The sequence below is a fragment of the Seleniivibrio woodruffii genome, assembly GCF_004339245.1.
In the GTDB taxonomy this organism is placed as follows: domain Bacteria; phylum Chrysiogenota; class Deferribacteres; order Deferribacterales; family Geovibrionaceae; genus Seleniivibrio; species Seleniivibrio woodruffii.
The window spans coordinates 88,675-113,434 of sequence record NZ_SMGG01000004.1 but is presented as its reverse complement, the minus strand read 5'-3'; the positions used below and the strand labels follow the sequence as shown (position 1 = coordinate 113,434).

24 protein-coding genes are annotated in these 24,760 nt (G+C 48.7%); 8 read left to right on the top strand and 16 right to left on the bottom strand.

Going from position 1 to position 24,760, the window contains the following annotated elements:
• The first annotated feature begins 343 nt into the window (after positions 1–343).
• A complete protein-coding gene (locus C8D98_RS06580; protein ID WP_132873180.1) occupies positions 344–637 on the top strand; it encodes a DUF485 domain-containing protein in 294 nt (97 codons plus the stop codon).
• A gap of 20 nt (positions 638–657) precedes the next feature.
• Positions 658–2,199 (top strand): sodium:solute symporter family transporter, encoded by a 1,542-nt coding sequence (locus C8D98_RS06575; RefSeq protein ID WP_132873178.1) that lies wholly within the window; start codon positions 658–660, stop codon positions 2,197–2,199.
• 263 nt (positions 2,200–2,462) lie between these two features.
• Here the strand turns inward: C8D98_RS06575 and C8D98_RS06570 are convergent, their stop codons facing one another.
• Genes C8D98_RS06570 through C8D98_RS06560 form a run of 3 tightly spaced genes read right to left on the bottom strand, consistent with a single transcriptional unit; the run spans position 2,463 to position 4,959 of the window.
• Positions 2,463–3,203, bottom strand: coding sequence for a methyltransferase domain-containing protein (locus C8D98_RS06570; protein ID WP_132873176.1), 741 nt, complete (start codon positions 3,201–3,203; stop codon positions 2,463–2,465).
• Positions 3,200–3,778, bottom strand: coding sequence for an alpha/beta fold hydrolase (locus tag C8D98_RS06565; RefSeq protein WP_132873174.1), 579 nt, complete (start codon positions 3,776–3,778; stop codon positions 3,200–3,202). The genes C8D98_RS06570 and C8D98_RS06565 overlap by 4 nt, the downstream gene beginning before the upstream one ends.
• Positions 3,775–4,959, bottom strand: coding sequence for an aminotransferase class I/II-fold pyridoxal phosphate-dependent enzyme (locus C8D98_RS06560; RefSeq protein ID WP_132873173.1), 1,185 nt, complete (start codon positions 4,957–4,959; stop codon positions 3,775–3,777). Before C8D98_RS06560 ends, C8D98_RS06565 begins: the two co-directional genes overlap by 4 nt.
• A gap of 51 nt (positions 4,960–5,010) precedes the next feature.
• Here C8D98_RS06560 and bioA point away from each other — a divergent pair, with 51 nt between their 5' ends.
• Positions 5,011–6,336 (top strand): adenosylmethionine--8-amino-7-oxononanoate transaminase, encoded by a 1,326-nt coding sequence (gene bioA / locus C8D98_RS06555; protein ID WP_132873171.1) that lies wholly within the window; start codon positions 5,011–5,013, stop codon positions 6,334–6,336.
• Positions 6,336–6,938, top strand: coding sequence for a dethiobiotin synthase (bioD, locus tag C8D98_RS06550; RefSeq protein WP_132873169.1), 603 nt, complete (start codon positions 6,336–6,338; stop codon positions 6,936–6,938). The genes bioA and bioD overlap by 1 nt, the downstream gene beginning before the upstream one ends.
• Positions 6,939–7,064: 126 nt before the next feature.
• On the opposite strand, the gene C8D98_RS06545 is transcribed toward bioD, so the two are convergent.
• The 8 genes from C8D98_RS06545 to surE are packed head-to-tail and all read right to left on the bottom strand — an operon-like array spanning position 7,065 to position 14,002.
• Entirely contained in the window at positions 7,065–7,496 is a 432-nt protein-coding gene (locus tag C8D98_RS06545; RefSeq protein WP_132873167.1) for a hypothetical protein, read from the bottom strand.
• Between the two features lie 55 nt (positions 7,497–7,551).
• Positions 7,552–8,685 carry a class I SAM-dependent methyltransferase gene (locus C8D98_RS06540; RefSeq protein WP_243640931.1) on the bottom strand — a complete coding sequence of 378 codons (1,134 nt, stop codon included), beginning with the start codon at positions 8,683–8,685 and terminating at the stop codon, positions 7,552–7,554.
• Positions 8,685–9,422 (bottom strand): hypothetical protein, encoded by a 738-nt coding sequence (locus C8D98_RS06535; RefSeq protein WP_132873165.1) that lies wholly within the window; start codon positions 9,420–9,422, stop codon positions 8,685–8,687. The genes C8D98_RS06540 and C8D98_RS06535 overlap by 1 nt, the downstream gene beginning before the upstream one ends.
• Before the next feature lie 3 nt (positions 9,423–9,425).
• Positions 9,426–9,824 (bottom strand): ExbD/TolR family protein, encoded by a 399-nt coding sequence (locus C8D98_RS06530; protein ID WP_132873163.1) that lies wholly within the window; start codon positions 9,822–9,824, stop codon positions 9,426–9,428.
• Positions 9,825–10,442 carry a MotA/TolQ/ExbB proton channel family protein gene (locus C8D98_RS06525; protein ID WP_132873161.1) on the bottom strand — a complete coding sequence of 206 codons (618 nt, stop codon included), beginning with the start codon at positions 10,440–10,442 and terminating at the stop codon, positions 9,825–9,827.
• A gap of 21 nt (positions 10,443–10,463) precedes the next feature.
• Positions 10,464–13,109 (bottom strand): tetratricopeptide repeat protein, encoded by a 2,646-nt coding sequence (locus C8D98_RS06520; RefSeq protein ID WP_132873159.1) that lies wholly within the window; start codon positions 13,107–13,109, stop codon positions 10,464–10,466.
• A 10-nt stretch (positions 13,110–13,119) separates the two neighbouring features.
• On the bottom strand, positions 13,120–13,248 hold the full coding sequence (locus C8D98_RS13985; RefSeq protein ID WP_277656710.1) for a hypothetical protein: 129 nt from the start codon (positions 13,246–13,248) through the stop codon (positions 13,120–13,122).
• Positions 13,235–14,002 (bottom strand): 5'/3'-nucleotidase SurE, encoded by a 768-nt coding sequence (gene surE, locus C8D98_RS06515; RefSeq protein WP_132873157.1) that lies wholly within the window; start codon positions 14,000–14,002, stop codon positions 13,235–13,237. The genes C8D98_RS13985 and surE overlap by 14 nt, the downstream gene beginning before the upstream one ends.
• A 355-nt stretch (positions 14,003–14,357) precedes the next feature.
• On the opposite strand from surE, the gene C8D98_RS06510 reads away from it, so the two are divergent.
• A complete protein-coding gene (locus C8D98_RS06510; protein WP_132873155.1) occupies positions 14,358–17,378 on the top strand; it encodes an Lcl C-terminal domain-containing protein in 3,021 nt (1,006 codons plus the stop codon).
• Positions 17,379–17,451: 73 nt separating this feature from the next.
• On the opposite strand, the gene elbB is transcribed toward C8D98_RS06510, so the two are convergent.
• The 4 genes from elbB to argS all read right to left on the bottom strand — a co-directional run bounded on the left by elbB (position 17,452) and on the right by argS (position 21,930).
• Positions 17,452–18,135 carry an isoprenoid biosynthesis glyoxalase ElbB gene (elbB, locus tag C8D98_RS06505; RefSeq protein ID WP_132873153.1) on the bottom strand — a complete coding sequence of 228 codons (684 nt, stop codon included), beginning with the start codon at positions 18,133–18,135 and terminating at the stop codon, positions 17,452–17,454.
• Between the two features lie 65 nt (positions 18,136–18,200).
• Positions 18,201–19,355, bottom strand: coding sequence for a poly-beta-1,6-N-acetyl-D-glucosamine N-deacetylase PgaB (locus C8D98_RS06500; protein WP_132873151.1), 1,155 nt, complete (start codon positions 19,353–19,355; stop codon positions 18,201–18,203).
• Positions 19,355–20,278 carry an SPOR domain-containing protein gene (locus tag C8D98_RS06495; protein WP_132873149.1) on the bottom strand — a complete coding sequence of 308 codons (924 nt, stop codon included), beginning with the start codon at positions 20,276–20,278 and terminating at the stop codon, positions 19,355–19,357. The genes C8D98_RS06500 and C8D98_RS06495 overlap by 1 nt, the downstream gene beginning before the upstream one ends.
• Positions 20,279–20,280: 2 nt before the next feature.
• A complete protein-coding gene (argS, locus tag C8D98_RS06490) occupies positions 20,281–21,930 on the bottom strand; it encodes an arginine--tRNA ligase (protein ID WP_132873147.1) in 1,650 nt (549 codons plus the stop codon).
• 126 nt (positions 21,931–22,056) lie between these two features.
• Here argS and C8D98_RS06485 point away from each other — a divergent pair, with 126 nt between their 5' ends.
• Positions 22,057–23,172, top strand: a complete 1,116-nt coding sequence (locus C8D98_RS06485) for a PAS domain-containing sensor histidine kinase (protein WP_132873145.1) — start codon at positions 22,057–22,059, stop codon at positions 23,170–23,172.
• Here the strand turns inward: C8D98_RS06485 and C8D98_RS06480 are convergent.
• On the bottom strand, positions 23,153–23,437 hold the full coding sequence (locus C8D98_RS06480) for a flagellar basal body rod C-terminal domain-containing protein (RefSeq protein WP_132873143.1): 285 nt from the start codon (positions 23,435–23,437) through the stop codon (positions 23,153–23,155). The genes C8D98_RS06485 and C8D98_RS06480 overlap by 20 nt on opposite strands.
• A gap of 42 nt (positions 23,438–23,479) precedes the next feature.
• Between C8D98_RS06480 and C8D98_RS06475 the strand changes: the two genes are divergently transcribed.
• The gene (locus C8D98_RS06475) at positions 23,480–23,896 is read left to right on the top strand and encodes a CoA-binding protein (protein ID WP_132873141.1); all 417 of its coding nucleotides are present in this window, start codon (positions 23,480–23,482) and stop codon (positions 23,894–23,896) included.
• Entirely contained in the window at positions 23,854–24,678 is an 825-nt protein-coding gene (locus C8D98_RS06470) for a phosphate/phosphite/phosphonate ABC transporter substrate-binding protein (protein WP_132873140.1), read from the top strand. Before C8D98_RS06475 ends, C8D98_RS06470 begins: the two co-directional genes overlap by 43 nt.
• Positions 24,679–24,760: the final 82 nt, after the last annotated feature.

Sequence of the window (24,760 nt, the reverse complement as noted above, 5' to 3'; positions counted from 1 at the left end):
AGGTTTCAAACCCCTTCTGAATACTGTATACAATTGCTAATTAACCATTGCCGACAGCCAAATAAATTTCACTCAGAAATCGAAATATAACACATACATCATATCAATAATCCACTATTAACATTATTTATCATCGCTTTATATTGAGATTGCTCAAAACGGGAACCCAGCGGCATTTTTGAACGCATACACTATTAAAAAAATATTTTAAATTTTTTATATTTTTATTGTTGATTATAATTAAAAAGTGTTTTATATTTCGTATGTGGTTAACAGGGTAAAAAAATCGTTAACCATGTTTTCCATTACTTAACACCTTTGCAGATTTTATCAGGAGGAGCAAATGACTGCTAGAGACTTTACGAACTCTGAAAAGTTCAAAGACTTAGTTAGAACACGCTGGACATTCAGTTTCTTTATGCTGATTATCCTGTTCGTGATCTACTACGGCTACATCTACATTGTAGCAGAGCACAAAGAAATTGCAGCCATCATGGTAGGCACAAACGTAACACTGGGTATTGTCCTCAGCGCTGCTGTCATCATAGGTTCTTGGCTGCTCACACTCGTTTATGTTGTGTGGGCAAACAACGTCTATGACAAAAAAGTTGAAGCTCTTAAGCAAGATCTTCAGTAACAGGCAAGGAGGAGAATAATATGGAATCAACACTCGGTAAACCTAATGCCACGGCAATTCTTTTCTTTTGTCTGGTAGTTATCGGTACTCTTATCATCACTTATTTCGCAGCTAAAAAAACTAAGACCACAAGCGAATTCTATGCTGCAGGCCGCAGCGTTACAGGTTTTCAGAACGGTCTTGCTCTTGCGGGCGACTACATGTCCGCAGCATCTTTCCTCGGTATTTCCGGTATGGTCGCTCTCAGCGGTTATGACGGCGCAATCTATGCGGTAGGCTGGCTGGTCGGTTGGCCCGCTCTTATGTTCCTTATCGCAGAGCCTCTTCGTAACCTCGGTAAATTCACCTTCGCAGACGTTGTTGCATCAAGACTTAAATCAGGCCCCATCCGTATAGCTTCTGCTGTCGGCGGTCTGCTCGTTGTTCTTTGCTACACTATCGCTCAGATGGTTGGTTCAGGCAAACTTATCCAGATGATGTTCGGAATGCCCTATGAAATGGCAGAGATCATCGTTGGTGTGGTTATGCTTATGTACGTTCTTTTCGGCGGCATGCTTGCAACAACATGGGTTCAGATCATCAAAGCTGTTCTTCTTGTGTTCGGTGTTACAGTTCTTGCTGTTCTTGCAATGGCTAAGTTCAACTTCAGCTTCAGCACTCTTTACACAGAAGTGGTTACAATGTATCCCGCAGACAACATGCTTAACCCCGGCGGTCTTATCACAAGCCCGATAGACGCATTCTCTCTGGGTCTTGCGCTGATGTTCGGTCTGCTCGGTCTGCCCCACATCCTTATGAGATTCTTCACAGTGCCGGATGCTAAAGAAGCAAGAAAGTCCGTTGTTTATGCAACAACTTTCATCGGCTACTTCTACCTTATAATCCCCATCGTGGGCTTCGCAGCTGCTGTTCTTATCGGCAAAGCAAACATCAAAGCTATCGATGCCGGCGGTAACATGGCTGCTCCCGCTCTTGCTGAAATGCTCGGCGGAACACCCTTCCTCGGCTTCATCGCAGCGGTTGCATTCGCTACGATCCTCGCAGTTGTTGCCGGTCTGACACTGGCCGCTTCTTCCGCAATGAGCCACGACATCTACGTAAGCGTGTTCAAAAAAGGCCACGCAAGCGAAGAGGAGCAAGTTAAAGTTGCAAGAATCTCCGTTGTGATCTTCGGTGTTGCAGCAGTTGCTCTCGGAATCCTTTTCAAAGGTCAGAACGTTGCGTTCCTTGTCGGTCTGGCATTCGCCATCGCCGCCAGTGCGAACTTCCCCGCTCTGTTCCTTTCAATCCTGTGGAAAAAGATGACTACTCAGGGTGCAGTATGGTCTATCCTTGTGGGTAGCGCAACAGCAGCAATCCTGATCATCCTCAGCCCCACAATCTGGGTTAACATCCTCGGCAACGAGAAAGCGATCTTCCCCATGAAGAACCCCGCTATCTTCTCTATGACAGCATCTTTCGTAGTTGCCATCGTTGTCTCTCTGCTCACTCCCGAGCCTGAAGCTCAGGAGAAGTTCGAAGACGACAAGATCAGAACTTATCTCGGAATCGGCGCAGAGTAATCTGCTGCTAAAACCTTCGTGAAAGGGGAGCTTCGGCTCCCCTTTTTTTTGCGCCGCAGCGGAGTGACTAAAATAACGTCACTCTATTCGACAATCAGTTAAAGTGGACTCATACAGCCTTCGGCTAGTGAACGGAGTGAAGCAGTCTTCCAAGTCAGGTACATGATGCCTACGCTGCATCTGTGCGTGGAAGTTCGCTTCGTCACATTAAGTGCTCCTCGCGAAGACATGCAGAGTTAGCCGTAAACAGTTGCCCTATAAACTTACTTTTTTCCGGTGATATAAAGAATACGGTAGGTGACGGGGATCTTTCCGTCTTCGCCGAACAGCTCAGGATAGAGCTCAAGAAATTTTTTGTATGACGCTTTAGATGTGATTTTGTCTTTGCCGCTGAAGGTTGCACCTGTGCCCTTCTGCTTTTTCAGAAACTCGGAAACGCTTTCAAAATGCAGAACGTATTCGTTCACACTTCTGTTAACAGACACCCCGCAGGATTCGAAGATCGCCGAGAACTCGTCCTCTTTCGGCAGTGAATAGACCGAGCCGAAGCCTGTCATCTGGTTAAGAATGGACATTTCGATGAAAGTTCCCTCAACAAAAACCGAGAAAGCGAACTCGCCGCCCTTTTTCAGGTGTTTCAGCATGGCGGGAATGCTCTCTTTCGGGTTCTGAAACCATTGCAGAGCCGATGAGCCTGTGACAAGTGAGTACTCCCCTTGAACGGGCAGGCACTCGCCGTCGCCGCAGATATAGAGGTTTTCAGGACAGCTCAATGCCGCCTTAGCAAGAAGATTTTCTGCGATGTCCACACATACAGCAGGCACGCAGAACTTCTTATTCAGCAGTCTGGTATAAATGCCTGTGCCCGTTCCTATCTCCAGAATGCTTTCGTGCCCCTCACCCGTCAGACCCGCCAGATGTTCCGCAACTATGCGCTGAATATCGCAGGATGAGTCATAGGATCCGGACGAACTGCAGAATGCATGCTTGATGTGTATCTTCATACCAGATATTCCGATATCTTCTCAGGTGAAACGAAATGCCCGGCAGCTTCCACGGGAACGAACCTTGCGCCGAAACGCACCGCTATCTCCCTGCCCGCAGAAATATTTACTATGGAGTCCTCTGTGCCGTGGAGGATGGTCATTGCAGGCATTGAATCCTGGATCCCATCGCCGCTGTTCAGAAGATATTCCAGACCTTCGCCAGCCCCTCCATACTCCGACAACACCGCAGGCAGAGAACATCCGCAGGCTGTTATGAAATCGTTTATGACCGCATGGGGAGCCGTGCGGAATTTTTTTATCATCAGTTTCAGCACCCTTTCGGGGGTATAGTCCGTAAAACGAATGAACGGAGCGATCAGAACAATATTTTCAAATTCGAGTCTATTGGCTTTCAGAGCAAGGTTGGCTCCCGTTGACCAGCATACAAGATTCTTACCTTGCGATGTTTCAAGTAATTTTACGACATCCTGCTCATCATACCCGCAGAAAGGAACCACAAAATCGAACCTGTCGGCAAAATTGCCGAACAGCTCAGGAAACCCGCACCAGCCCGAAACGAAAACGTCCCTCATATCCCTGCCGCCTTAAGAGTCCTGAACGCATCCAGAATCCTCTCCGTCTCGTCCAGCACGTCAAGCCGCACGGTCATGCGCAGTCTGGCTGTGTTCACAGGAACGGTGGGAGGACGTATCGCACCCACATAGATACCCTTTTCCATAAGAAACTCTTTGGCCATCAGCACCCTTTCGTTTGTGCCGAGGATAACGGGGATTATCTGGGTAACGCTGTCCCCCGTGTCAAACCCCATTACCTGCAATTGCCTGCGGATGTCATCGGCAGCGTCCAGAAGTCTGTAGCCTATGTCGTGGTGATTTTTAACGTATTTCAAAGCCGCCAGATTCGCCGCAACAACAGCGGGGGGGAGCGAGGTCGAATATATGAATGAGCGGCCTTTGTTCCGCAGGTAGTCGATTATGTCCCTGTCTGCCGCAACGTATGCGCCGAAAGAACCGAACGCCTTGCTGAACGTGCCCATGTGGATATCCACACGCTTTTCAAGCCCCGCCTCGTGGGCATAGCCCCTGCCCCGTCCGAAAATTCCTGATGCATGGGCTTCGTCGACTATCGTCATTGCGCCGTAGGCCTCTGCCAGTTCCACTATAGCCCGCAGACGGCACACGTCGCCGTCCATGCTGAAAATCGTGTCGGTGGCTATTATCTTATCTTTCTCGTCTTTATGCTTTTCAAGCAGTGCCGCCAGATCGTCAATATCGTTGTGGCGGTAGCGGATGTGCTTTGCGCCGCTGAGGAGAATCCCGTCTATGATGCTTGCGTGGTTCAGCTTGTCCGAAAACACGGCTGTGTTTCTGTCCGCCAGAGCGGAAAAAACCGCCACGTTGGCCGCATAGCCACTGTTGAACACCAGAGATGCCTCGGTCTGCTTAAACTCAGCTGTGACCCTCTCAAGCTCGTCATACAGGTTATAGTTCCCTGTGACGATTCTGGATGCCCCGCTTGTTGTTCCAAGCTCCAGAACAGCATCGGCGGACGCTCTTTTTATCTCCTGAATCTCCGAAAGCCCCAGATAGTTGTTGGAGGCCATGTTGATATATTTTCTGACCTCGGTTTTGCCGAAGCCCTTGTTTATCTCAACGGAAATATACTTGCCCGCACCTTCGCTTATCTCAGGCATAACCCTGAAAAGGCTGTTCTCACGCAATTCATTCAGTTTTTTCTTGATTTTATCCCTCATGGGGAAATAATATCAGAGGCACAGACCCTGTCAATGGTATAAGGACGAATAATGAAAGTTAACACGCCGATATGGCATCCCTGCACCCAGATGAAAGACCACGAGACCTACCCCATCATCAGAATCGAACGGGGAGAGGGTATTTATATCTACGATGCTGACGGCAAAGGATATATCGATGCTGTTTCATCCTGGTGGGTGAACCTCTTCGGGCATAACAACCCCAGACTCAAAAGGGCCATAACCGATCAGATGGACAAAATCGAGCATGTTATCTTCGCAGGGATAACCCATTCTCCGGCGCAGACACTGGCCGAAGAGCTTGTTGCGCTGACACCGGATGAACTGACGAAGGTATTTTTTGCCGATATCGGCTCTGCGGCGGTGGAATCTGCAATGAAGCTGAGCTACGGCTACAGATACAACACGCAGAACGCAAAAAAGAACCGCTACATCTATCTGGACAGCGGCTACCACGGCGAAACCCTCGGTGCCCTCTCTGTCTGCGGCGAACAGCTCTACACAGAGCTTTTCGGACAGATAATGATAGAAAACATCCGTGTTCAGGGACCCGACTGCTATCGCTGTCCCTTCGGCAAAGAGAGAAACTCCTGCGATGCCGAATGCTTCTGCCACTTGGAAAAGGCAATGGCTGAGAACCACGAGCATATTACTGCTGTGCTCATAGAACCTCTTCTGCAGTGCGCAGGCGGTTTTAAAATGTTCCCGCCCGTCTACCTGAAAAAACTGGTTCAGGCGGCGAAACATTACGACATACACACCATATTCGATGAGATAGCCTGCGGGTTCGGCAGAACGGGAACAATGTTCGCTCTGGAACAGGCGGGCGTGTGCCCCGATTTCCTCTGCCTCTCAAAGGGTATCACATCCGGCTATCTGCCCCTCAGCGTGGTGATGACCCACGACGGCATATACGATGCCTTCTACGACGACTACACTACCCTGAAAGCCTTCCTCCACAGCCACAGCTACACAGGAAACCCTCTGGCATGTGCGGCGGGGGTTGAAACGATGAAAATATTCCGTGAAGACAGTGTGGTGGAAGCAAACGCCAAAAAATTCCCCGTTATGCACGAATACATTAATAAAAAATTCGGCGGCAGACCCCACGTTGGCGAGATCCGCCATCTGGGGTGCGTCTCCGCAATAGAACTGGTGAAGGATGCAGCCACGAAGGAAAAATTTGACTGGAAGAGCCGTACCGGCTTTCAGATATTCCGCAAAGCCATAGAAAAGGGTGCATATCTGCGAAATCTGGGGGATGTTATCTATTTTATGACGCCTTATGTCATAACCGAGGATGAAATGATCAAACTTGTTGATATAGCTTACGAATCTGTTTACGAGGTGCTTTGATGAGAAAACTGTTCATAACCGGAACCGACACAGGAATAGGCAAAACACACTACTGCGGCCTGCTCTGCAAATATCTGCTGGAAAAGGGTGAATCTGTTTTCTATGTCAAATCCGTCCAGACAGGCTTCCCCGAAGATGACGACAGGCAGACTGTGATAAATATGTCCGGTCTGAAACCCGAAAACGCAGTAACCCTTGCCACTGCAAAACTGCCCGCTGCGCCCTATCTGGCGTTTGAGGATTTCCCGTATGAGGAGACAGTGGAAAAAATCAATGCTGTCAGCGGGTTCGACTGGCTGATAGTTGAGAGTGCTGGCGGTCTTATGGTTCCGCTGAACGATGAATACATGAATTTTGATATAGCGAAGGATTGCGGACTTGAGACTGTGGTTGTCGTACCCAACAGACTGGGATGCATCAACCATGCGATGCTGAGCTATTATTTTCTGGATAAAGAGGATATGCCTTTTGCCGGATTTGCAGTGAATAACCATTTCATGACAGCGAAGTCCGACAATTTCAACATCTCGATATTAAACGACCTGACGGACGATGCCGTCAGGTCTGTATTTAATGATGTTATTGAGTTTTTTGAATTATAGTCTTATCTATAAGCACACGGTATGAGATCGCCACGTCGCTAACGCTCCTCGCGATGACAAATAATTTGCGTCACTGCGAGCGCAGCGTGGCAGTCTCATCAAAGTTGCCTGCCACTAAGCAAATACTTAAAGCAGAGACTGAACGCCGTATCTGGATGCGGTGGCAATGAAGCCGCCTGACATCTGCTGGTTGGCCTCTTTAACCTTCTCATAAACCTCTTTCAGCTCGCTGTTGCTGAAAGACTGGAGTGCGCCGGAGAGGTCTTCCATGGGAGTTTTGTCATATGTTCCGAGATATTTCTCACGGGCTGTGCCTTTGATATAGCTGAGCAGCGAATCGCTCTCTGTTGTGCCGGATGATTTAACATAGTCCTCAAGCACGGCAAGAGCCTTTGCTGAAAGATCAACAGTGTCTGCAAAGCCTGTGGGTTTGGAGTCTTCGCTCTCGCCGAAGAAAGTTTTCAGCGCAGAAAGGCTGTCAACATTCGAAGTTGAGGAAGTCTTTGTATTGGTGTTTGTAAGATCCTGTGTCGGGTAATATTTTCCTGAGATTATCATGTTAGCCCCCTGTAAACTTTGTTCTGAGGACTAACAAGCATATCCCGTGCCAATATCAGGAGGAAAAAACTTTCCCCATCTCGTCCAGCACATCCCTTGCGGATTTGGTATATCTGAAGTCAGGGTCGATGCTGACCCCTTTTCCCTGAATGAACACCTGAAAGTTAGTTCCAAAGCCGCCCTCAGGCATTATCAGAGCCTTTACAGACTGTTTCTGAAGGTCGGTTTTGCATGCGGATATCTCTTCCAGAATGCCCGACTGAACCAGATAAAGCCACTGCGGCATGAAAGCCAGAGGCTCAAGCCCTTTCTGCGAACCGTACAGCGACAGGGAAGTAAAGTCCACAAAGGCCGTTATGTCCTGATAGCCTATTCTCTCGAAGAAATCGTTGTTCTGTGTGTGGCGGTAGTAACAGGTGACTGTTCCGTCACGTCTGTATGACTGGTAAAGCATGGGAGCTTCGAAGCCGTAGTCGATGGTGACCACAACAGCCTTGTCCAGCTTGTCGGCCAGAGCCTGAACCCAGCCCACCAGATCGAGGTTTATATCCACTATCTGGGTCTCAACGACACGCAGATTGATGTTGTCCAGATACTCCTGTAACTTGGGAGTCGAAAAATCATCCGGCCAGAAACGGAGTTTTCCGTCCGTCTCCTTAACATAAAGCTCTCTCAGCTCGTCGTTCATCCGGATGACCCTGTGAACGGGGAAAGCGTCCACCAGTTCGTTACTGTAAAAAACTCCCGAAAAGCCTTTCAGCTCTTCAAATGTTTTCCAGACGACCTTTCCGGCGTGCTCTTTTTCGATAAGCTCTTTCTGTCTGTTTATAAGGTATCCGCTCTTCTCTATTATGGTATAAGAGAGTGCGGAATATATTTCCTTTTCCTCTGCTTTCAGATAGTTGAGGATATCGTTAGCCAGCATACCGCTTCCGGCGCCCATCTCGCAGAAGGCATTTTCAAGTCCGAGGGTCTTTATCATGTAAACGAATGATTTTGCCAGTGTGCGGCCGAAGGATTCGGATGCGTTGACGGACGTGTAGAAACTGCCCTGCTGTCCGAAGGGGTTCTCTTTCTGATAATATCCCATCCCCTCTTTGTAAAGGGCGATGTCCATAAACTCGGCAAAGGTTATCTTGCCCTTCTGTCTGACCAGTTCCTCAACGTATGTTTGCAGGCTTGTTTCCACTATCTCACTCTGAAATATAAAGTTATTTCTGCAGATTCCGAATCTGCGTTCAGTACGGCATTAAACTTCAATTTCCTGACAAAGTCAATGGCTAGCCTTTCGATGTTGGAATCAGTTCTGTTTAAAAGGAGGATGGAATAGGTGTTGCCCTCTCTGTCCACCTTAAAGCTGACACGTACGTTAGTATTTGAAGACAAAGAGAAAACGGGCTTTTCGGGGATATATGTCAGTTTCCTGTTTCCGCCCAGATTCTTTATTCTGAAAAAGTCGTTAGCATCCTCACTGCCCAGTGTTTTGCCGGAGGAATCGGAACCTGCGGCCTTTTTTTCCGAGCGGTGATATTTGTCCGCCTCAGATTCAAGCTCACTGCGCAGGGTGGTATCAGCGGTTGAATTGCCCGATGATACTGCAGTTTCAAGATCCAGCTTCGGCATGGCTATTTTTGCCAGATCCGTCCCTGTCATCTTGGGTATCTTTATGTCAGGAATCGCAATTGAGGGCGCAGGTATAACGTTGCCCGCCTGCATGTCGCCCATCTCCGCCGCCCCCTTGTCGTTAGCGGTTTCAGGAATTTCCGGCAGGATCTCCTCTTCCGGTTTCGGCTGGGGTGGCACTATCTCGACTTCAATTATGTTGCTTTTCGGCTTCTCTGTTCTGTCAAATGTCAGCCCACGGACATTCATAAGAATAAGAATGTGCAGACAAAGGGACAGAACGAGGAAAAATGTCAGCCTCAAATGCTACTCCTCTTCAACAGCGATTGCAAACTTCTCATATCCCGCTTTGCGGCTGGCATCCATAACGGTCACAACCTGACCGTGGGCAACCTCTTTGTCCGCCTCAATGATAACAGTTGCGGCGGGAGCGGTCTTTTTGAACTCTCCGAGAATGCCCTCAACTTCGGCAATCTGGACGGTCTGATCGTTAACAGTTATAAGCCCTTCCTTCGTCATAACTATGCGGATATTCTCCACAAGCGGTTTTTCGTCCCCTTTTGCGGCGGGGAGATTTACGTCTATGGAGTTTGTGAAGTTAAAGGAAGTGGACACCATCAAAAATATCAGCAGTATGAATACGATATCTATGAGCGGCGTAACATTTATTTCCGGATTTTTCTTTTCTTCACGGGAAAATTTCATTTAGTCCTCTTTAACGACAGCGTTCATCACCCTGCTGGCGGCTTTTTCAAGCTCAACTGTGATGCGCTCGCTTCTGAAACGGATGAAATAGTAAAACGCCATGGTGGGGATAGCCACGCAAAGACCTGCGGCTGTTGTTATAAGCGCTTCGGCGATACCGGCGGCAAGGGGCTGTGCGTTGCCCGCACCGTATTGAGCCAGCGCAAGGAATGTTTTTATCATACCGAAAACCGTACCGAGGAAACCCAGCATGGGGGCTATGGTGGAGATGGCCTGAAGTGTGGGCTGGAAACGCTCAAGACGTTTCGCCTGATATCTTCCGGACTCCTCCGCAGTCTCCATCAGCCTTGAATAGGGCAGGTTCAGGTTTTTCAGAATGTCGGAAGCAACAACTGAGATTGACGACCTGTTCTCGGCGCACATTGTTTTTGCTGCCTCGATGTCCTTGTTGTTCAGCTTCTCCATCAGCCTTTCCATGAAATCTCTGGGGACAAAGTTCGACTCCCTGAGGCTGAAAAGCCTCTCAAAAAAGACAGCAAGAGCTATCACTGAAAGCAGGATAATGGGATACATCAGCACCCCGCCCTTTTCCAGAAGCTCCACATTAAGTTCGAACATATGATCCTCCTAAACTTATAATCAGTTTTTAATTTTTTTACGCATAATGTCCGCCTCTTCCGTCCTTCCCAGACTGTCGTAGGCGGCGGCCGCTTTTTCCATGCTCATTGAGGCATACTTTGAATTCGGATAGAGATAGAATCCCTTGAGCAGAGTCTTTGCGGACTCCTCATAATCTTTCGCTCCGGACTGCGCAAGGCCGCTGAAATAATAGGCCATGGGCAGAGCGGCAGGGTTGCCCTCTTTTATAAGACCGTCCAGAAGAGGCTTCTCGGCACCAAGCTGAGCGGGTGAAAGCACTGAAAGATATTTTTCAAGCCCGTTCAGATATATGGCAGTGTCCTTATCCTTGAAATAGGTCACTGCGGTCTTAAGCTCTTTTGGAGATTTCTGTATATCGATCAGCTTCGCATAGCTTAAGTCACGGTATCTGTCGGACGTTTTCGCAAGGTCGTCGAATATCGCTATTGCATCGGCGGGTTTGGAGTTCTGAAGGCATTCGCCTTTCAGGAAAAGCCCCTCGTCGTTCCTTCCGTCCTTCTGCATCATCTGCGCATCCTCAAGGCACTGATCCACACGTCCCGTATCACGGAAGAGCTGGCCACGCAGAAGATATGCGTCACGCTTGTATGCTGATATGTCATAGTTATCAAAGAAATGGTTCAGAAGCAGTGTTGCCAGTCTGGTATCCTTCGAATCCAGCGCCATTTTTGCCGCTTGCAGGATCAGAAAATCCTTTCTGTCAAAGCTCTGGCGCACCTGAGTGATATCTCTGGCCGTCCTGTCAAAGTTTGTCTTGTCGTTCATTGCGGCGTAGGAGGTAAGCAGCCCGTACCACGCATCAAAGCTGTTCTGTCCGCCTTTGATAAGGCTCTGGAAGCCGTCGACCGCCTCTTTGTAGCGGCCGAGGGAAAAGAGCGCTTTTGAACGTGCGAGTCTGTATTTCTCTTTGCCGTTCTCAGTGAGCGTCAGCACCTGCTGATACTGCCCGGCGAGCATAAGGTGCTCGATATATGCGTCCATGAATCTGGGGTCTTTTGAGTTACGGCTGAAAACCTCGCCTGCGGACTTGGTGTCGTTCAGCTTGAGGTGGGTCAGCATCAGAAGCAGATCGCTCTGGGCGTCACTGTTTGTTATCAGCTTAAGTTGTGTTAGAGCGTCCTTGTAGTTCTTGCGGTTGTAAAGGATGGATGAGCGTACCAGAGCCGCCTCATCGCCACGAACCTTATCGACGCTGTTCCATGCGGAATCGAGATTGCCCTTCTCCATGAAGATCTTGCCTTTAAGGATACGGCAGTAGTCCGTTTCACAGGGTTCGGTAAGCATCAGCGCATCGTCGTAGCGGCCGTTCAGATAATACATCTGCCCCACCATGTAGCGGGAGACCATCAGTTTCTGCTCATCGTGGCTTATCTCCATGAAGCGCAGGAAATGACGCTGTGCTCTGTCGGGATCAATTCCCGAATATGCCAGACCTCTGTAGTAGTAGGCTATGTTTATAAGCTCCCTGTTGAAGATGATTCCGTCGATCTGCTTGATGGCGTTCATCTCGTCACGCTGGGAGAGGTAGTAGATACCTTTATAGAATTTGTTGTAGTCGTTGTTTATTTTGCTTTCGAACACGAACTTGTCCAGAAACTCCAAATCGAGCTTCGGAAAGTTCTTTCCTATGTAGAAGAAGAAGATGTTCAGCCTGTCCTCATCGGAGCCGAGATGACTCAAAACCCTTTCCGCTTCCTTATAGTTTCCTTCAGCAACGGCTATTTTGCCGAATATCACGTTCTTCATATTGTTGTCGGGGATGCTGTTGTATCTGTCGATGGCACACTTAACGTCACCACGCACAAGACATGAATCGGCAAGGAGCGCAACTGTGTTTCCTGCGGCCTTGTCACCGTATTTAATGACATCGTCAAACCCGCCCTGGCTGTATCTGGCGGTGATGAGGAAGTCATAGAAACGCTGGTCTTTGGAGGTTATCTCGCTGTGGCTGTCGAAGGTGGAAATCACCCTGTCGTAGCGCTGGAGCTGGAGAAGGCTGTAGAGCCAGCCGTAAAGTGTATAGGGAGTGACCCTTTTCAGGCCGGAAGCGAAGATATCCGCCTCTTCATAGAGTTTTGCATCCAGATAATACTGCATCACCCTGTCGGAAGCTATACCGGCGAACACACCTTCGCCCAGTGATACGTTTTTCATTATATCAAGGGCTTTGGTGATTGATCCGGTCTCCAGAAGGGCAAAGGAGTAAACAAGGCTTACTTCCTGTGCGTACTGGGATTTTTCGATTCTGGAATAATACTTTTCATAGGACTGTATAACGGCCAGATATTGCTTGTCCAGATATCCTTTCACAATGTTGTTCCGGTAGGCCTTCTCCCCCACAAAAACGGAGGAGAGGGACGTTCCGAAACTGCCGGAGTACATTCCTCCGGGATCGGCAGACTGATATTGCTTGCTGTCGATCTGCTTGAGTTCGAAGTTCTCCTGCATCAGATAGCTGTCGAATCCCGACTGCACGCTGAACGAAACCGAAACCTGCTTAAAAGACGGCCGGATGGAAAATCCGGTTATCTCCTGCCCGGTAAAAGCGAAGTCAGGCAGGCTTACAGCCGCCTCGGCCGAAAATGTTAGTGCGCAAAAAGCTATTAATACAGTAAGTTTCTTCATTTAACCTTGTTTAGCTGCCTTGCTGCGGCTGGTCGGGTGATGTGGGGTTTGCATCGGAGCAACCGCCCTCGCAACCCACAATTCCGCTGAATGCGGAGACCAGAAGCACCGCAAGGATGAATTTTTTAATTAAATTCACCTTCGTCTCCCTTATCTTTCAAATGTTTATACATCTTATGGTCCGTCATGTCAAACATCAGAGGAGTAACGCTGACAAAACCGTTCGAAACAAGGTAATCGTCGGAGTCCGCATCGTTGAGATCCTCCTTCTTTTCACCTGTCAGCCAGTAATAGCTGTAGCCTCTGGGGTCCTGTCTCTTTTCGAAGGTGTCAAGGAAGCGGGCTTTGCCCTGAACGGCAAACCGCCATCCTTTTATATTCTTCATAGACAGGGCAGGAACATTTATGTTCAGTACCGTGCTTTCCGGCATGTCGGAATTATGCAGATATTTTGCAAAATATGCTCCGACCTGCGCCGCATGGCTGAAATCGAACTTTTCTTTAGTGGCAAGGCTGACCGCAACCGAGCGGATACCCAGCATTGCACCCTCTGTAGCGGCGGAAACCGTTCCGGAGTAGATTACGTTTGAAGCAACGTTCGCTCCGTGGTTTATGCCCGACACCACAAGGTCGGGGGCTTTTTTCAGAATGTTGCTCATTGCTATCTTAACGCAGTCCGCCGGAGTACCTTTAATGCCGTATCCGAAGAACTCGCCCATCTTATAAAAATCGGTCACACGCAACGGGTCTGCAATGGTTATTGCATGCCCCACAGCCGACTGCTCGGAGATGGGAGCAACGACAGTCACCTCCGCAAACTCCTTTAAAGCCTTATACATGGCATAAATGCCGTCAGAATAGATACCGTCATCGTTTGCAAGCAGGATATGCATGAAGCCTCCAGACTATTATTCAATTTTACCATATATCAATTGGAATTGTTTATCAAGCAGATAAACAACTGTTTAGTTAAAATTACCCGTTTTTTGTCTGAGTTCAACTCAGAAGAAATTCAACTGCAAGAAAGAGATATAATTTACTTGCAAATTAATAGCCATGTATTTAACCGCTACAGCACAAAAATTCAACAACACCACAATCATTTGTATAATATACGAATTATAAAAGTTCACAGATAAATCTTTTGTGAAAATTTCCACATGGTTATATTGACAGCATGATATATTGATGTTTTAATAATTTCTTAACTGTGATTATTTTCTATTATTCAGTGGAGGATTTAACGTAATGAGACTGATTCATACTGTTATGATTGCATCCTTGTTCATGCTGTACGGATGTTTTTTAGACATCGACGGCGGCTCATCTTCAAAAGATAAGCCCGGTTCCGAAGTTATATACAGCGACGTCGGTGTTTCTGCGTCAACAGACAACACAGGCAAAGCTGTAGTAACAAGCGTCCCTCTGGGCATAGTTTATGAAATAGCGGCTCTGAATGAGTCGGGCATGCCCGTTGCCGGAGTTCAACTGACCTATGAGGAGAACGGCGGCAAGTCCGTAGTTCATGTATCAGACAGCAACGGTTTATATTCCGATGTGATACTGATAGGCACTCCCGCAGAACTGGCGGCACAGTTTCCCCGAAGCAAAAAAACAAAATACCGCTCAGAAAGAGCCACTGCATACAATCTTGCAGTTCCCATGAAACAGAGCGGCGGACTGCCCACAGGTTTTTCATCTGATGCGGCAAATCTACATTTCAGCTTTATGGGTACGGCCGAAAGAACAGGCACAGGCTGGTCCACCGAATGCGCCACACCTGAAGACATATCTGCCAAACTCTCATCTGTCAAAGGCGCAAAGGTTTTCCTTTTTGCCGGACTGACAGTTGACACCAAAACATACACCAAAATAGGAAGTTCATGGGGCGGCGAACTGCTCACAGCGGCTATGACACAGAAGATGGCCGAAATCTATGGTCTTACATATGCGAACGCTTCTCTTGCAAGCTATCAGCTGACATGCTTCGCACCCGGTGCCGGAATAGGCTCTGTGGGTGCGGTATGCGAAATTGTTAAAAGCAACGACGTCTGCCAGTCAACTCCCGGCGGCGGCGAAGAGGAACCTCCCGCCAACACTGCGCCCACAATAGCAGGCACACCTGCCTACACCATCGGTAACGGTGACAGCTACAGCTTCTCACCCACAGCAAGCGATGCCGACAATGACACTCTGACATTCAGCATCACAAATAAACCCGAATGGGCGACTTTCAGCACCACAACAGGCGCACTGACAGGCACGGCTGTCACAGGTACCTACACAGGTATTACCATAAGCGTTACTGACGGCAAAGCAACCACAAGCCTTGCCCCCTTCACCATCACGGTAACACCCTCTGCTCCTGTCAACAACGCACCCACAATAACAGGAACCCCCGCAACCGCTGTTTACAGAAACGCATCATACAGCTTCACCCCCACAGGTGCGGATGCGGACAGCGGCGACACTCTTACCTACAGCATCGCCAACAAACCCGACTGGGCAACGTTCAACCAGACCACAGGCACACTGACGGGAACAGCGGCGGCCGGAATTTTCAGTAACATAGTTATCACTGTTTCAGACGGAAAAGCCACAGCCGACCTTGCGGCCTTCACAATAACAGTGACCAACCGTGCACCGTCCATCAGCGGCACTCCGACAACCTCTGCCGAGACGGGAGCCTCCTACAGCTTCACTCCCGCAGGTGCGGATGCAGACAGCGACACGCTGACATACAGCATTCAGAACATGCCGAGCTGGGCAGCGTTCGATACAACAACAGGTGCACTGACAGGAACGACAACAGCGGGAACGTTCACCAATATAATCATAAGCGTAAGTGACGGCATATCTACAACCGCCCTCACTTCCTTCACAATAACAGTGGAAAACCCCAATATTGCTCCGACCATAAGCGGCACTCCCGCAACATCGCTTTATATCAAGACAGCATACAGCTTCACGCCCACAGCAAGCGATGCCAACAACGACACACTGACATTCAGCATTGCGAACAAGCCCGACTGGGCAACGTTCAGCACAGCAACAGGTGCGCTGACCGGAACACCCGCAGAACCCGGAACATGGGCGGGGATAGTTATTACGGTGACCGACAGCAAAAGTGCCGGCGTGTCTCTCGCAGCTTTCGACATAGTGGTTCAGAACCACGCACCGACCATAAGCGGTACACCCCCGTCAATTATTCAGAACGGAGATGCTTTCAGCTTCACCCCCACAGCCGCCGATGCCGACAATGACACTCTGACATTCAGCATATCCGGCAACCCTGCATGGATGTCCATAAACACATCCACAGGCGAAGTTTCAGGCACAGCCGCAACCGGAACCTCTACAGTAACAATAACCGTTTCCGACGGCAGAACAGGCGGCGTAAGCACACTTGTTGTTACAATAGACGTATTTACACCATCATATATACTCACAAAAACAGGGCAAGCAGCGTCATACACATCCTACGATGATGGAGAATACAAAAAGGGAACATCCTCCGACTTCATGAGAAATCCCACAACAGACTTGGTTATAGATAATCTGCATGGTTTGATGTGGCAGGATAACGTAGATGCTGCTATTTCACAGTCGACGCAGGACGGTGCCGCACTTTATTGCGACAACCTTTCCTTCTCCGGCTACACAGACTGGAGACTGCCGACCATTGATGAGCTTGAGCTGCTCATTAACTACGGATCTTTAGCCCCGTCAATACATTCAGTGTTTCAGAATACTGCTTCGCAAATTTACTGGACATCAACGACATATGTCGGCGATGCCGATTTTGCCGGATCTGTCGATTTCTATTACGGAATGGCAGGTTTAACCAACAAAAACAACATTGGTTTCATCAGATGCGTCCGCGGTGGTACATCCTCCCCCGCAAACTTTGTAAGAGACGCTTCAAAACAGGTTGTTGTAGACAAACGTACGGGGCTCACTTGGCAGGATGATACATCACCGATGAAAACATGGGCACAAGCGTTAGATTATTGCGAAACAATTGAACTTGGCGGATACACCGACTGGAGGCTTCCGAACATAAGAGAGATTTTCTCAATATCCGACAAAAGCCTGAGTGTTCCTGCTATAAATCCGGTATTTACCATAAGGCCTGGAATTGCTTACTGGTCATCAACAAGCAATAATTATTCCAACACCAGTGCATACTATGTCCACTTCCATGATGGTTACGTAGGCTATACAACTAAAACCTTTAGCTTTTATACCAGATGTGTCAGAGGCGGATAGTAACTAAAAACGTTTAATAAACAAAAAAAGCCCGGTGAAAACCGGGCTTTTTTATTATAGATAATTACCTGATTCAGCAGCCTGCGGAAATATTGTTCAGCATCCCCGTCAGAGTCTGCATTGTCTTCTTTATCGCCTCGCCAACCTCGGCGATATCCGCCGCAAGCATATAGGCAGGGTTTGTTATTATGCTCAGGTGGCTGTCCACCAGAACCTCTTTAACGGGCGTTTCTATGTGCTCCGCACCCATGATGTTGATGCCCACAGCAGTTCCGTTGTCGTTTCCTATTGTCAGCTTGGCTTTCAGTCCCGAATCCTCAAGAGCCTTGGCCACAACAACAGGGGCGATGCAAACCGCCGCCAGAGGTTTTTTAGCCTCGACGGTCTCCTTTATGAGGCGTTTAACATCCGGCAGGATCTTGCAGTCGGCACCATCAAATGCGAACGTAACAAGGTTTTTTGCCGCCCCGAAGCCTCCGGGGAAAACCAGCGCATCAAAATCATCCGCTGTAACGTTTGCGATATCTTTTATATCTCCTCTGGCGATCCTTGCGGATTCCACCAGAACATTTCGTTTCTGACCCTGCTCAACCTCTCCCGTGAGATGGTTTACAACATGAGCCTGATCCACATTCGGAGCCATAACGAGGAGTTCGTTTCCGTATTTTTTCAGATAATACATTGAGAGTACGGCCTCATGAATCTCCGCACCGTCATAAACTCCGCATCCGCTCAGTACAATACCTATTCTGGGCATGGTGTCCTCCTATGGTGTATAGATGTAATATGATACTATAACAGAGTTTTATCAAGTTGAAAAGTTCACTTGGTGAAACAGATATTATTTATATCCGACAGTGAATTTACAGGGACAAGCACACGGCTGATGAAGGGATAGTCTGCGGTCATTCTGCACAACGAACCGAGCTGAACGTCGTCAACAGTTCTGTTCTTGCTGAATGATGAAAGCTGAAGTTTAAGCACCACACGGCTCTCATCGCTGGTGACTGCCACAAGGTTTTCCGCCATCTCATAGAGCACGTCCACAGACTCGTCGTGGGATTTCAGCATCTCTTCGCCTATCTGGTCGTGGTATCCCATTACAGCCAGATAGTCAAACCCGCCGTCCAGCATGGAGCGGATGCTCTGGGCATACCATGAAAGCCCTTTGACCCTGTCCAGAGGGGTTTCATAATAGACGTTTCCTGCGAACTTTATATCCGGTTTGACAGCCTCTGCGGCGGCACGCAGGTCGGAGAACATGCCCATCAGCTTTTTGTTCTTCCAGCTCACCCAGGGCAGAAAGGCTTCGGGACATGCCCCTGTGACCTTTGTCAGGGCAAAATTTCCGGAACAGGACAGAAGCGCTTCATATGACGCCGTCTCCCCCGTCTCAGCCAGATACTGCCGAACAGCCTCCGGCGATGCGCCCTCAGCATTTTTCAGGATAAAATCATCCTGAAACAGGATTCCGTCTATGTCATATTTCGCCAGATCCCAGAAAAGACCTATCAGCCTGTCACGAACCTCTTTCTTGAATATGGATGCGCCGTAGCCGCTTACAGTGCCCTCTTTTGTGAATGATCTTTCCATCAGTTCGGGGGTTTTCAGAAAGGTGAGCGAACGGGTGGCCATCCACGCATATATCCTCAGGTTATGCTTTCTCGCAGAACTGACCGCCTCGCCTAAAACATCCCTGACCACACACGCTTCATCCGTCTGAAAATATACGCCGCTTCTGCATTCGGGGTTAGCTTCACCGTAGTGGTATCTGTCAGAACCGTTGTGGAAAACTCTCAGAAAGACCGTGTCGTATCCTCCGGCTTTCAGTCCGGCAAAAAAAGTATCGAGGTCTTTGTCGTAGGCTTTGTCCAGAACGAACACCTGAACCCCGTTCAGACGGGGGTATGCTTCGGAGGAAAAAGAAAGCCCTGCCGAAAAAAGCAGGGCTGTTATCATCAGAAATCTTAAAACCATTACTTCTTCATTATGTCAGGCTTGTATCCTGTCTTAGCGGCTATTTCGTCCGCTCTGGCGAGGGCTTTGTCATAAGGAAGGGGTGTGCCGCATCTTAAGCGGTACCATGTGCCCTTATCGCCCAGATCCACCTGAACAAGCTGAAGATCGTTAACCTTCGGGCTCATTCTGTGGAACTCTTCTTTTGCCAGATCAAGGCTTTTGAAGGATGCCAGCTGAACGTAGAACTCACCGGGTTTGTTTACCACTGCTGTTGCCTTGGGAGCCACAGGCTTGGCAACGGGTTTTGCCTCGGCTTTGGGTGCTTCCGCCTTAACGGCAGGTTTCACAGGCTCAGCCTTAACAACGGGCTTAGCAGGTTCGGCCTTGGGTGTGGGAGCGGGAGCCGCAGCTTTGGGAGCGACTGGTTTCGCAGGCTCTGCCTTGGGGGCGGGCTTTGCGGGTTCTGCCGCTTTAGGAGCTTCTGCCTTGGGAGCTTCCGCTTTAGGTGCCACAGCGGCAGGAGCGGGAGCCGCAGGCTTTACAGGCTCAGGTTTTGCCGCAGGTTCTGCGGGTTTATGTTCTTCGGGTTTGGCGGCGACAACGGGAGGCGATGTCAGAACAGGTTCAGGTTTCGCCGCAGGCTCTGCGGGCATGGCTGTTTCGGCGGGTTTTTCGCCTTCCTGTTTAACAACGTTATCCTTTCCGTCCACTGTAAACGAGCGGGTCTCCGCACTGTCGGGGTTGGTCATATCCTCGGGCTTGACCTCTTCCGTGGTCTTGGCATCCTTGCCGGAGCGTTTAAGCTTGTCGGCAAAGAACGCAACGCCTGTAACCAGCGCTGTGAAGATGATGAAAAATACGATGAACAGGACAATAGTGTTACCGAAGCTCTTTTTGCCCTTTTCGGGAGTCTGTTCTGTGGGTTTTTCTTTCTCGCTCACTGTCACATCCTGTCAGGAGCACTGACACCCAAAAGCTCCAATCCGCTGCGGATAGCTTTGCCAACCGCCACACAGAGAGAAAGCCTGACCGATGTCAGCTCACTGTCTTCTGAATTAATTATGGTATTGTTAAAGTAGTATGCATGGAACAGTGCCGCAAGCTCCTGAAGGTAGTAAGCCATTCTGTGGGGCTGTCTTCCTCTGGCCGCCTGTTCGAGCACACTGTTATAATCGTAAATCTTCCTGATTAACTCAAGCTCTTCTTTAGAAGAAATTTTGTCGAGGTGTGTGCAAAGCTCAAATTTGACCCCTTCCTCCTTCGCTTTGTTCAGCAGACTCTGCACTCTTGCATGGGCATACTGAACGTAGTAGACGGGGTTGTCGGAGCTTTTCTTTTTCGCAAGGTCGATGTCGAAATCGAACTGCGCCTCGTAGTCTCTCATAGCGTAAAAGAATCTGGCCGCGTCTGCGCCGACCTCTTCCACCAGCCAGTCAAGAGTGATGAAGGTACCCGCACGGGTGGACATTGACACCCTTTCGCCGCCTGAGAGAAGGCTTACCATCTGGATGAGGCTGACGTTAAAATCCCTGTCCTCATATCCCATGGCCTCGATGGCGGAGCTGAGACGCTTGACATATCCGTGGTGGTCCGCACCCCAGACGTCGATAACGCTCATGAAACCTCTGTCATATTTATTCTTGTGGTAAGCGATATCCGATGTGAAATAGGTATATTCGCCGTTGCTTCTCTTAACGACCCTGTCCTTGTCATCGCCGAAATCTGTTGAGCGGAACCAGAGTGCGCCTTCGCTCTCGTAGATGAACCCTTTGTCCTTCATGAACTGAAGGCTTTTTTCAACCTCGCCGGAAGTATAGAGCGATTTTTCGCTGAACCATATCTCCATTGAAACGTTGAAATTCTTAAGGGTCAGTGCTATTTCGTCGGTGATTGCCTGAAGCCCTTTCTTAAAGCACACGCCCACGCCCTCTTCTTCGGGCATCTCAGCAATAGCCTTTCCGTGCTCCTTCTCAAGGTCTTTGGCGATATCGATTATGTAGTCGCCCTTGTAGCCGTCTTCGGGGAAAGGAAATTCTTTGCCCTGAAGCTCCATGTATCTGGCATAGATGCTCTTGCCCAGATTGTTCATCTGGTTTCCGGCATCGTTTATGTAATATTCGGTCTTAACATCGAATCCCGCTGCTTTCAGGATCCGTGCAAGGCTGTCTCCGTATGCGGCGTTGCGTCCGTGACCGACATGCAGTGGGCCTGTAGGGTTTGCGCTGACAAACTCCACCATTGTCTTTCTGCCCTTGCCGTAGTTGCTGGTGAAAAAGGTGTCGTCCGATGCCGCACGCTTTACCACGTCCTGAAAGAACTCAGGGCTGATGCGGAAGTTTATGAATCCCGGCATAACAGCCTCTGCCGAGCTGACCAGAGGATGGTTCACAGCCTTTGTCAGTCTCTCGGCAATATCCATGGGCTTCACTCTGAAAACCTTTGCGGACTTCATTGCTATGTTGGATGCAAAGTCGCCGTGGTCGGGATTGTTCGGAGTCTCCACCGTATAGTCGGGCAGATCTGCCTCTATTGAATCCTCTTTCATGAGGTTTAAAAGTGCTTCATCAAGGATGCTGCGAAGAATCTGTTTCAAGGTATGTGCCTCCTGCTGGTCTAAACGGCTATAGTATCAGCTTATGTTTTTTTATTCAATACAGCTTTTTTACAAAAATAAGATGCAAAAGCAAGCATAAACCGCTATACTTTGCGAGGAAAAAACATGTCAGATTATAATTTTAATGGCAACATATCGAATCTGCTGAAGGAAAAGCATCCGCTGGTCTATTCTCTCGCAGAGACTGTTCACGAGATGATATTCATCCTCGACAGTATGAGAAGGATAGTTTTCTTCAATAAACGGTTTGCAGAATTTGCCGAAAACTATCATCTGGATACCACAGCAGGCCTGCGCCCCGGACACATATTCCGATGTACGCAGGTGCACGACGGCGAAACTGTCTGCGGAACCACACCCTTCTGCTGCTACTGCGGCGCATATAAGGCCATAACCTCCGCCGCAACAGGCGAGGAAAGGGTTGAGGAGTGCCGTATCAAATCCCAGAACGGAGCGGCGTTCGACCTGAAGGTCAGCACATCAAAAATTGATATCGAAGGCAGTCCCCACATGCTCTTCTGCGTTGTGGACATCAGCTCCGAAAAACGCAAACAGGCGCTGGAAAAGATATTCTTCCACGACATAAACAATCTGGCGGGCGGACTGACACTCATTTCCGATCTTCTGGAAGGCTATGTATATATTGAGGACTGGAACTCCATAAGCGAAACCGTCCCTCTTCTCTCCTCCGCAATGAGCAACCTGAACAATGAAATAAAATCCAGCTATATGCTGGCTCTGGCAGAAAAGGACGAACTGGATGTATGTGTTGCGTCTGTGGATGTTACGGGGATGCTCACCTCGGTTGCGAAATTCCTGAAAGAGACCACCCTGGACAAGGAGATAGATTTTAAGGTTCAGCCGGAGTGTGAGAACCTTATTATATATACCGATCAGAACATACTGAACCGTGTTGTCACCAATATGACAAAGAACGCCGCCGAGGCATCGAAAGATTTCAGCACCGTAACCCTTTCATACAGAACCGAAGGGGAAAAGGCATATATCTATGTTCAAAACGAAACAGTTATGGAAGAAGAGGTAAAAGCGTCTATTTTTCAGAGGTCTTTTTCAACGAAGGGAGCAGGCAGGGGACTTGGAACCTACAGCATGAGGCTTCTTACGGAGAGATATCTTAAAGGGAGCATAAACTTCACATCAACCGAATGCTGCGGAACGGTATTTTATATTGAGATACCGCTCAGCCTTTCAGATCGATAAGGGTTCCCAGCATTTCATCCTGAGCTTTCAGTGCGGCAACGTTAAACTGGAAGGCACGCTTTTCAACGGTCATATCCGTCATCTCCTTAGAGGCATCAACACCCGACCACTTAATATCGACCTTGTCCATAACCTCGTCGGCGGCTGCCGTTTCGGGGGTTTTATATCCGGGGGTGGTGATATTTGCAACGTTGTTTGCCGTCTTCTCCAGCGCATCAACCTGTGTTTTCATGCCGTTCAGGCTGTTATACAGTCCTTGTATCATAAGTCACCTTCTGCTATAATACATCCTATCCGGAGGATTTCAATGACCAATCTTACAGACGATCAGCTTAAAGAACTTTTGCTCAATGCAAAAACAGTGGCAATTGTGGGTGCGTCCAACAAACCCGAACGTGCCAGCAACGGCATAATGAAATTTCTGATGAAAAACGGATACACCTGCGTTCCAGTTAACCCCATTGAAAAAGAGGTTCTGGGAGTGCCCACGGTGGACTCTCTGGACGAGCTTGACTTCGAGCCGGATATTGTCGATGTTTTCCGTCAGAGCGCATTTGCCGCAGAGGTTGTGCGTGAGGCCGCAGGCAAAAACGCAAAGTTCATCTGGCTTCAGGAGGGCGTTGAGTCCGAAGAAGCTAAAAAAATAGCCGCATACGCAAACATTCCTTACGTTGAAGATAAATGTATTTTCAAAGAATTTCTGCGTCTGGGCATCGCAAGATAATAACTGCGGCGGTGTTATGCATCGCCGCAATCTTTTTTTCAGTCTCAGCGGAAGCCGAGATCCTTAAAATAGGCGTTATCAAAAACGACCACTTTTTCAGGGATTCCGACATTCAGCCCTTTGCGCAATATATCGCCGACAAAAGCGGGCATTTCGAAAGACCCGTTATCGAACAGCTGGATACGCCGAAGGATGTTGCCGAAGCACTTGAAAACGGAAAGATCCATATGGCCTTCGTGTCCGCATATCCCGCCATGCTGATGCATTCGGCCGAAGGAACAAAGCCCGACATGCTGGCATCGCTGAACAAAAGCCTGTATATAAAATCATACATTTTCGTTCCCAAGGAATCCCGAATAAAGCACATCACGGAGCTTAAAAATAAAAAAATAGCCTTCACCTCGCCCTACTCCACAGCAGGCTTCTATCTGCCCGCCGGAATGCTGGGCAAAACCATAGGTAAAAAGTCATATGAAGAGTCGTTTTACGGCAGTTCCGAAGAGGTCTATACTGCGGTCTATCTGAAAAAAGCCGATGCGGGTGTCACCCTCTGCTATAACTTCCAGAAACGCCTTCAGCCGCTGTATAAAGATACCTTTCGCATAATCGCAGAGACAGAGAGCATCCCCGGCCTGTTCGTCTATTTCGGAAAAAGTGAATCCGCAAAACGGCTTCCTGCCGCAGCCCTAAAATTCTCCCTGCCCTCCGGCAGCCAGATAACTTCATTTTCCCCGGTGGAATTTGACTGGCAGGCACTGTTCAGAAGCATCAAAAAGGACTGAACAAACCCGTTTCTTAACAATCTTAAAAATGTATGGACAAAAAAAGCCATGCTGTTATAATGCATATTCATTAACAAAACAA